Annotated in this window: 8 protein-coding genes and 1 pseudogene; 5 read left to right on the forward strand and 4 right to left on the reverse strand. The window is 61.5% G+C overall.

Features of this window, described 5'->3' with window-relative positions; genetic code table 11:
- Both AB4Z11_RS16090 and AB4Z11_RS16095 read right to left on the reverse strand, forming a co-directional pair.
- Nucleotides 1–256 (reverse strand): annotated as a pseudogene (locus tag AB4Z11_RS16090) (methyl-accepting chemotaxis protein); the annotation flags it as partial.
- Nucleotides 257–260: 4 nt separating this feature from the next.
- Nucleotides 261–713, reverse strand: coding sequence for a cache domain-containing protein (locus AB4Z11_RS16095; RefSeq protein ID WP_442026256.1), 453 nt, complete (start codon nucleotides 711–713; stop codon nucleotides 261–263).
- A 98-nt stretch (nucleotides 714–811) separates the two neighbouring features.
- On the opposite strand from AB4Z11_RS16095, the gene AB4Z11_RS16100 reads away from it, so the two are divergent.
- From AB4Z11_RS16100 to AB4Z11_RS16110, 3 genes are read left to right on the forward strand one after another with little or no spacing between them, the layout of a single operon-like run.
- Nucleotides 812–2,218 (forward strand): KamA family radical SAM protein, encoded by a 1,407-nt coding sequence (locus tag AB4Z11_RS16100; RefSeq protein ID WP_442026257.1) that lies wholly within the window; start codon nucleotides 812–814, stop codon nucleotides 2,216–2,218.
- Complete coding sequence (locus AB4Z11_RS16105; RefSeq protein WP_442026258.1) at nucleotides 2,208–3,557, forward strand: MFS transporter; 1,350 nt, start codon at nucleotides 2,208–2,210, stop codon at nucleotides 3,555–3,557. The genes AB4Z11_RS16100 and AB4Z11_RS16105 overlap by 11 nt, the downstream gene beginning before the upstream one ends.
- Before the next feature lie 30 nt (nucleotides 3,558–3,587).
- On the forward strand, nucleotides 3,588–4,436 hold the full coding sequence (locus tag AB4Z11_RS16110) for a fumarylacetoacetate hydrolase family protein (protein WP_442026259.1): 849 nt from the start codon (nucleotides 3,588–3,590) through the stop codon (nucleotides 4,434–4,436).
- On the opposite strand, the gene AB4Z11_RS16115 is transcribed toward AB4Z11_RS16110, so the two are convergent.
- Nucleotides 4,433–5,770, reverse strand: a complete 1,338-nt coding sequence (locus tag AB4Z11_RS16115; protein WP_442026260.1) for an aspartate aminotransferase family protein — start codon at nucleotides 5,768–5,770, stop codon at nucleotides 4,433–4,435. The genes AB4Z11_RS16110 and AB4Z11_RS16115 overlap by 4 nt on opposite strands.
- Nucleotides 5,771–6,208: 438 nt before the next feature.
- Here AB4Z11_RS16115 and AB4Z11_RS16120 point away from each other — a divergent pair, with 438 nt between their 5' ends.
- A complete protein-coding gene (locus tag AB4Z11_RS16120) occupies nucleotides 6,209–6,760 on the forward strand; it encodes a carboxymuconolactone decarboxylase family protein (RefSeq protein WP_442026261.1) in 552 nt (183 codons plus the stop codon).
- Here AB4Z11_RS16120 and AB4Z11_RS16125 read toward each other — a convergent pair.
- Nucleotides 6,718–7,590: a M14 family zinc carboxypeptidase gene (locus AB4Z11_RS16125; protein ID WP_442026262.1), complete on the reverse strand. Its 873-nt coding sequence runs from the start codon at nucleotides 7,588–7,590 to the stop codon at nucleotides 6,718–6,720. The genes AB4Z11_RS16120 and AB4Z11_RS16125 overlap by 43 nt on opposite strands.
- A gap of 93 nt (nucleotides 7,591–7,683) precedes the next feature.
- Here AB4Z11_RS16125 and AB4Z11_RS16130 point away from each other — a divergent pair.
- On the forward strand, nucleotides 7,684–7,788 hold a 105-nt coding region (locus tag AB4Z11_RS16130), incomplete at its 3' end, for a twin-arginine translocation signal domain-containing protein (RefSeq protein WP_442026263.1).

Below are 7,788 nucleotides of genomic sequence, written 5' to 3' on the forward strand. Positions count from 1 at the left end.
CATCCAGTCTCTCCTTGGCGAAGCTGCCGTTAATCCACGCCAGCAGTTGATAAATATTCGCATGCGCAAAGCGCGCTTCGCCCGCCACGTCCGCCGCTGCCTTCAGCCGCGTGGCCCGTACCTGCACCAGGTTTTCCATCGACGCGTTCTGCCGCACCATACCCATCCAGGCGCTGGTGGCGGTCGCGAGCAGCAGCACCAGCACCATGCCGGGCGCCAGCAGCAGTTTGGGTCCGATCCGCAGTTTGTTCAACATGGCGCTACTTCTTGTAGATGCCCGCTTCCAGCACCACATCGCCGACGCGCAGGATGTAGGTGGTCTTCGGTTCGATCTTGCCGGTCTGCGGATTCTTGTACATGTAATCGACCCAGCCCTTGCCCTTTCTGGCCGCCAGCTCGATGATCTCGCGGCGGTACTTCTTGCCGCTGGCGTCCGGCACATCGGTCAGGTCCTTACCGACGATGGTCGGATTGAAGGGATGCGCCAGCACGATGCCGGTGTTGATGTCGCGCATATCAACGTACAGAGATCCCTGCACGAATTCGGCGTCCTTGGCAGCGATCCTTTTCATCATTTCATCCTTGCCGTGGGCTTTGATGTAGGCCGCGCCGCGTTCGGTCATGGCGATGGCGTCTTTTTCCGTGGGCTCTTCGGCGGCATGCACGCTCGCCGTGGCGAGCACGATCATTGCGGCGGACAACACGCGTTTCATGGTCGATCTCCTTGCGGGTTCGGGAATGCTCAATGTACGACGCTGTTGCTTTGAGGAAGTTGCGCTAGCGCAAGGTGGCTTGGATTTCTGTAGCTAGCATGAAACTTCCAGCCCACACCGAACAGGAGAGCGCCATGAAGTTCAAGCCCTACACCCGTCAGACGATCCGCCAGGCGCCTCAATGGCATTGCCTGTCACCCGAACAGCAGGAGGCCGTGCAGGTGGTGTCGCATGTGCTGCCATTCCGCACCAACGAATACGTGCTGGATCAGTTGATCGACTGGCACAAGGTGCCGGACGATCCGATCTACCGGCTGGTCTTTCCGCATCGGGACATGCTGCCGCCGCACGAGTATTGGCAGCTGCGCGATCTGCTGCTGGTGAAGCAGGATGAAGCGGCGGCGGCAAAGCTGGTGCATCAGATCCGCCTGCGCATGAATCCCCATCCGGCCGGGCAGATGACGCACAATGTGCCGCGCGTGAACGATGCGCCCTTGCGCGGCTTGCAGCACAAGTACAACGAGACGGTGCTGTTCTTTCCCAGTTCGGGCCAGACCTGCCATGCTTATTGCACTTTCTGCTTTCGCTGGCCGCAGTTCGTCGGCATGGAGGATATGAAGTTCGATGCAAAGGAGACGCACGAACTGGTGGCGTATCTCCAGTCGCATCGCGAGGTGACCGATGTGCTGATTACGGGCGGCGATCCTTTGATCATGAACACGCGCTCGCTGGCCGGGATCATCGAGCCTTTGCTGGCGCCGGAGCTGGCGCATATCCAGAACATCCGCATCGGCACCAAATCGGTGGCGTACTGGCCGCAGCGCTTTGTGACGGATCGCGATGCCGATGATTTGATGCGATTGTTCGAGAAGGTAGTGTCGTCGGGACGCAATATGGCCATCATGGGCCACTACAACCACGCGGTGGAGCTGCGGCAGGAGATCGCACAGCAGGCGGTCAAGCGCATTGTGGGCACGGGAGCGACGCTGCGCATGCAGGGTCCGCTGATCCGGCATATCAATGAAGACCCTTTCAGCTGGGCGGAGCTGTGGCAGACGGGCGTGCGCCTGGGGGCTATTCCGTATTACATGTTCGTCGAGCGCGATACGGGGCCGCGCGAGTATTTCGCTTTGCCGCTGGCGCGGGCGCATGAGATATTCCAGACGGCGTATCAGATGGTGTCCGGTTTGGCGCGCACTGTGCGCGGGCCTTCGATGAGCGCGTTTCCGGGCAAGGTGGTGATCGATGGTGTGGCGACGATCGGCGGGGAGAAGGTGTTTGCGCTGCAGTTCCTTCAGGCGCGCAATCCGGACTGGGTACGCAAGCCGTTCTACGCGAAGTTCGATCCGGAGGCGACCTGGATGGATCATCTGAAACCCGCGTTCGGCAAAGAGCGGTTCTTCTTCGAGGCAGACGAAGAGCCGGACCAGCGCAAGGTCATCTCCATCGCTCCCGCAGCCCAGGCGCGCGGCGCGGCGTGCGCCGCCCACACCCATGTCGCCTAGCGCCGCCGCCATGGCCGACGACACCTCCACCGCTGTACCGATCGCATCGGCGCAGGCGAAGGGCAGCAGGTTCGCGCGGGCGTGGCAGGGACGGGTGAGGGCGGCGGGTGAGTTGTCTGGCGTGGCGGTGCTGTGCTGCGTGTTTGTGCCGTTCGCGCTAGGGCATTTCCTTTCCTGGCTGCTGCGCACGGTGAACGCGATGCTGGCGCCGCAGATGACGGCGGAACTGCATCTGAACACTTCGCAAATGGGTACTGTGACCAGCACCTACTTCCTGGCCTTCGCCGTCGCCCAGCTGCCGGTCGGCATGGCGCTGGACCACTACGGGCCGCGCCGGGTGCAATTCGTCATGCTGCTGGTCGCCGCCTTCGGCACGCTCGCCTTCGCGCAAAGCCGGGACTTCGCGCAGATGGCGAGCGCGCGCACCATCATGGGACTGGGACTGGCCGCGTGTTTCATGGCCGCGATGAAGGCCATCTCCACCTGGATCTCGCCGCAGAAGGCGCCGTCCGTGCAAGGCTATCTGATCGCAGCAGGAGGGCTCGGCGCCGCCTCGGCCACGCTGCCGGTAAGGCTGGCGCTGCATTACACCGACTGGCGCGGCATCTTCGCCGCGCTTGCAATCTGCTGCGTGGTGCTGGCCGTGACAATTCTGCTGCTCGCACCAACCGCACCTACCGCACCAGCGGCCAGGCCCAAGCCATTCACGGGACAGGCGCTGGCTGAAATCTTCCGCCACCATGCCTTCCGCGACACCGCATCGCTGGTGCTGATCCCGCACACGGTCTATTTCGGCATCCAGGGTTTGTGGATCAGCCGCTGGCTGGCCGACGCCGGCTGGATGGACCAGCAAACCATCGCCTGGCTGCTCTACCTCGGCATGGTCGCCGTCATCTTCGGCGCCATCGCGGTCGGCATGCTGACCGAGTGGGCCAACAAACATGGACGCCAGCCAATCGACGTTGCCGCCATCGGTATCACCATCTTCATACTGGTGCAGTGCGCGTTCCTGACAGGATGGCGCCCCGCCATGCCAATGCTGGCCGTGGCTTTCATGCTCACTGGGACCATCACCGGCATCGAATACACCATCGTCTCCCAATCCGTTCCGCCCGCGCTGATGGGGCGCACATCGACCTGCCTGAACCTCCTGATCTTCAGCGGCGCCTTCGCCGTGCAGGCAGGTTTCGGCTGGATTGTCAGTCACGCAAGCGCATCGCCAATGCGCGCCTACCAGTTCGGATTCGYCGTGCTGCTACTGCTGCAAATACCGGGTCTGCTGTACTACCTGCACCGCCGATTTCGCACGCGTCCGAGGGCAATCCAAACCATCCGGTAGAATATCGCCTTCAACAAGAAGGAAGATGTTATGAAACTGGTTCGTTACGGCCGCCAAGGCAAAGAAAAACCCGGTCTGATCGATGAAGAAGGCAAGCTGCGAGACCTCTCCGGCGTGATCAGCGGCGATATCGGCGGCGCCAACCTGTCGGACAAAGCCATGCGCAAGCTGGCCAAAGTCGATCCTGAGTCGCTACCCGTGGTGCGCGGTAATCCACGCTTTGGCGTTCCCATTGCGAAGGTCGGCAAATTCATCGGCGTTGGCCTGAATTACGCGGACCACGCAAAAGAAGCCGGTATGCCGATTCCGAAAGAACCGATCATCTTCCTGAAGGCGATCAGCTGCCTGTCCGGCCCGGACGATCCCATCATGCTGCCCAAAGGCTCGAAGAAGACCGACTGGGAAGTGGAACTGGGCGTCGTGATCGGCGAGCGCGCACGTAATGTGAGCGTGGAAAACGCCGAAAAGCATATTGCCGGCTACTGCGTGGTGAACGACGTGTCCGAGCGCGAATTCCAGCTGGAGCGCAATGGCCAGTGGGATAAGGGCAAGGGCTGCGATACCTTCGGCCCGGTCGGCCCGTGGCTGGTCACACGTGACGAAGTGTGGGATGTGAACGACCTCGATCTGTACCTGGAAGTGAACGAGAAGCGCATGCAGACCGGCAGCACGTCGACCATGATCTTCAAGGTGCCGCAACTGGTTGCGTACATTTCTCAGTTCATGACGCTGGAACCGGGCGACATCATCGCCACCGGCACGCCACCCGGCGTTGGCATGGCGCGCAAGCGTTACCTGAAAAAGGGCGACTTCGTTCGCCTCGGCATCGCCGGCCTCGGCGAACAGCAGCAGGACGTCATCGGTTACCAGGAGTTCTAAGACGGACGAACGCTGGCGATTGAACGCGCCAGCCCGTCCGACAAACGCGTCACGATCTGTTGCAGGTCGTTCTCCGACGCGATGAACGGCGGCGCCAGCAGGATATGGTCGCCCCGTTTGCCATCGATGGTGCCGCCCATCGGATACACCATCAATCCACACGCCATGGCTTGCTGCTTCACCACCGCGTGCAAGCGCAGGTCGGGATCGAAAGGCCGCCTGGTTTCGCGGTCCTGCACCAGCTCCAGCGCAATCAGCATGCCGCGTCCGCGAATATCGCCTACGTGTGGATGATTGCCGAAGGCGTCGCGCAGCATGCGCTTGAAACTGGCGCCGCGTACCGTGACGGCGCCCAGCAGGCAATCGCGCCTGATCACCTTCTGCACTGCCAGTGCCGCCGCTGCGGCTACCGGGTGTCCGACGTAGGTATGCCCATGCTGGAACACGCCGCTGCCACTGCGCATGCGCTGCATGATGTGATCGCGCGCCATCACCGCGCCAATTGGCTGGTAGCCCGCGCCCAGGCCTTTGCCCAGCGCGATAAGATCCGGCACCACGTTTTCCTGCTCGATGGCGTACAGTGTGCCGGTGCGGCCCATGCCGCACATGACTTCATCGGCAATCAGCAGCATGCCGTACTTGTCGCACAGCGACCGTACGCCCTTGAAATAGCCTGGCGTTGGCGGCACTGCACCGCTGGTTGCGCCGACGACTGGTTCGGCGCAGAATCCGATCACGTTCTGTGGGCCAATGTCGAGAATAGTCTTTTCCAGCTCCTGCAGCAGGCCTGCTGTGTATTCGTGCACATCCTGACCGGCCGGGCGCTCGCGGTATTCGAAGCAGGGCGACACACGCGCCACATCCATCAGCATGGGTTCGAAATGGCGGCGGCGGTATTCGTTGCCGCCCAAGGCCAGCGCACCCAGCGTGTTGCCATGATAGCTTTGGCGGCGCGCAATGAATACGCGGCGGTCCGTTTCCCCGTTCTCCACAAAAAACTGGCGCGCCATCTTCAGTGCAGCTTCAATTGCTTCCGAGCCGCCGGATACGAGGTAAGCGAAATTCAGATCACCTGGTGCATCCTGTGCCAGACGCTCGCCCAGTTCCTCGGCCACATCGGTCGTGAAGAAGGACGTGTGCGCATAAGCCGCGACCTTGAGCTGCGCCTGCATGGCGGCCAGCACGTCGGGATGACTGTGGCCGAGCGAGGAAACGGCGGCGCCGCCGCTGGCATCGAGATAGGTATTGCCATCCTTATCGCGCACTTGTATGCCGAAGGCGCAGACGGCGGTAGGCGGGGTGTGACGCAGGTCGCGGTGGATCAGGTGAGTCATGAAAGCCTCGCGTTCGGGTTGGACGTCCTGCGACATTAGCCCGCGCGTGAAAGCTACGTTTTGACTTTTCTCTTGTCCGGTGCAATGTTCCTATGCCTTTGTTCAGGCCCTTTTTTCGTCACGTCATTGGTCCAATAGCTGTGCCACAGATTATTGGGGTCGGGCACCTGGTCCAGCCATGTCGTTCCGAATTTTTCTTTTTACGGCAGCCGGGAGCGGTGAGGAGCGTTTTGTAGAGCGGGGGAAGATGTGTTCGGCCGAAAGGCCGGCGCTACTTGTGGCGGAGCTGGCGGTTTGATAGGAAGTCGAAGCACCATGAATTACCTCGTCGCTGTCAACAACGTTGAACTGATGCGAGAATGCCTGATACGTAGCGCTTGTTGTAGCATCGCATGTTTCCACTGTTGGGTAAATGCTTTTTGAGAGAGCAAACCGTGTATGAATGATCGCCTGCCGACTATCCCTTTCGATCAACTGAACGCCACCCAGCAAGCGGCCGCGCAAGCCGTGATCGACGGACCGCGCGGTGCGCTGTACGGCCCCTTTGTGCCGCTGATTCGCAGCCCGGAGCTGATGGGCTGCGCTCAGCGCATGGGAGAGTACCTTCGCTATCGCAGTGCAATTGGCACGCGGCTTTCCGAACTGACGATTCTCGTCACAGCGCGGCAGTGGGATCAGCAGGTCGAGTGGGCGATCCACGCGCCGATAGCGCTGCAGGAAGGCATCAGCCAGCTTACGGTAGATGCGATTGCCGCGCACCGCCGTCCGGATGCGATGAGCGAAGATGAAGCGCTCGTACATGACTTCTGTATCGAGCTGCACCAGCAAAAGCGCGTTTGCGACGCCACCTATAACGCCGCACTGGCGCGCTTCGGCGAGCATGGCGTGGTGGATCTGATGGGACTGAACGGCTACTACACTTTCCTTGCCATGGTGATGAACGCCGCTCAGTCGGCGGTGCCACCTTCGACGGCTGCACCATTGGCGTAGCGTGGCGTCATATTCCGCTTGATCCAGTCCAGCATGTCGCGCCAAATGCGCTGCACTTCGGCGTCGGGTGGCATGGACTGCGCATTGGGCAATTCAATCGTGATCACCGGCACCTGCTTGTGCCAGCCGCTGTAGTTGCCCAGTGAGCCCGGATAGACGCCGACCCGGTGATAGATCAGCCGTCCGAAATTGCGCGGCGGTTCGGYCTGGCCATCGAAATCCAGGATGCCGAAGGGCGCGTGCACGGACACGATCAGATCGGGGTGGAATCGTTCGATGGTGTCGTTGACCCAGCGCGTTTCCGGTTCGGACAGCGGGGCTTTTCCGGGGAAGCGGCGCGGATCGCTGCGCGTCACCCTGGTCCAGTAGCGCGGCGCTTCCTGTTTCCAGCCGGGCGTGGGGAAGTTGCGGTTCAGGTCCACGCCGTGCGCATTCACACGCTGCGGCTTGGCGGCCAGCAGACCGTCAGGATTGAGCAGGGGCGCCACTTTCCAGTGCACGCCTTGCGCGTCTGGCGCATCCATATGCTGCAGCCACTGGAACACCAGCGAGGACGCAGTCAGCTCATCGCCATGAATACCACCCAGTAGAAGTACGCGCAGGGGAGGCGCGGCGGCAGGGACACGCGGTGCGATATCGCGTTCAAGAATGGGAAAGCCGAGGTTGGACTTGGCGCCGCTTGGCGCGACTGCGCTCTGGCGGCAGCTCGACGCCGATACCGAAGGCAGGCGCGCGGCCAGACGATCGCACCAGGGGGCATCGGCGGCCCGCGCCTGGGCGGCTGGCACAGAGCCCAGCAGGCAGCTCATCAGGATGAATGCGTATTTCATTCCGACATTATGGATTAAACGTTTGTGTTAGGGAGCTAACGGTGGGATTAACGTTGTAAGGCCATCATCGGTCGCACATTTTGAAAGCGAATAATGCCAGATAACTCCAACCTAACGCGCCGCAATTTTCTGCAAGGCGCGCTGGCTGCGGTGGCTGCAACTCAAGTTCCCGCTGAAGCCGCGCCCAAGTCCGCGCCC

Source organism: Pseudoduganella sp. RAF53_2 (assembly GCF_052113985.1).
Lineage (GTDB): Bacteria > Pseudomonadota > Gammaproteobacteria > Burkholderiales > Burkholderiaceae_D > Rugamonas.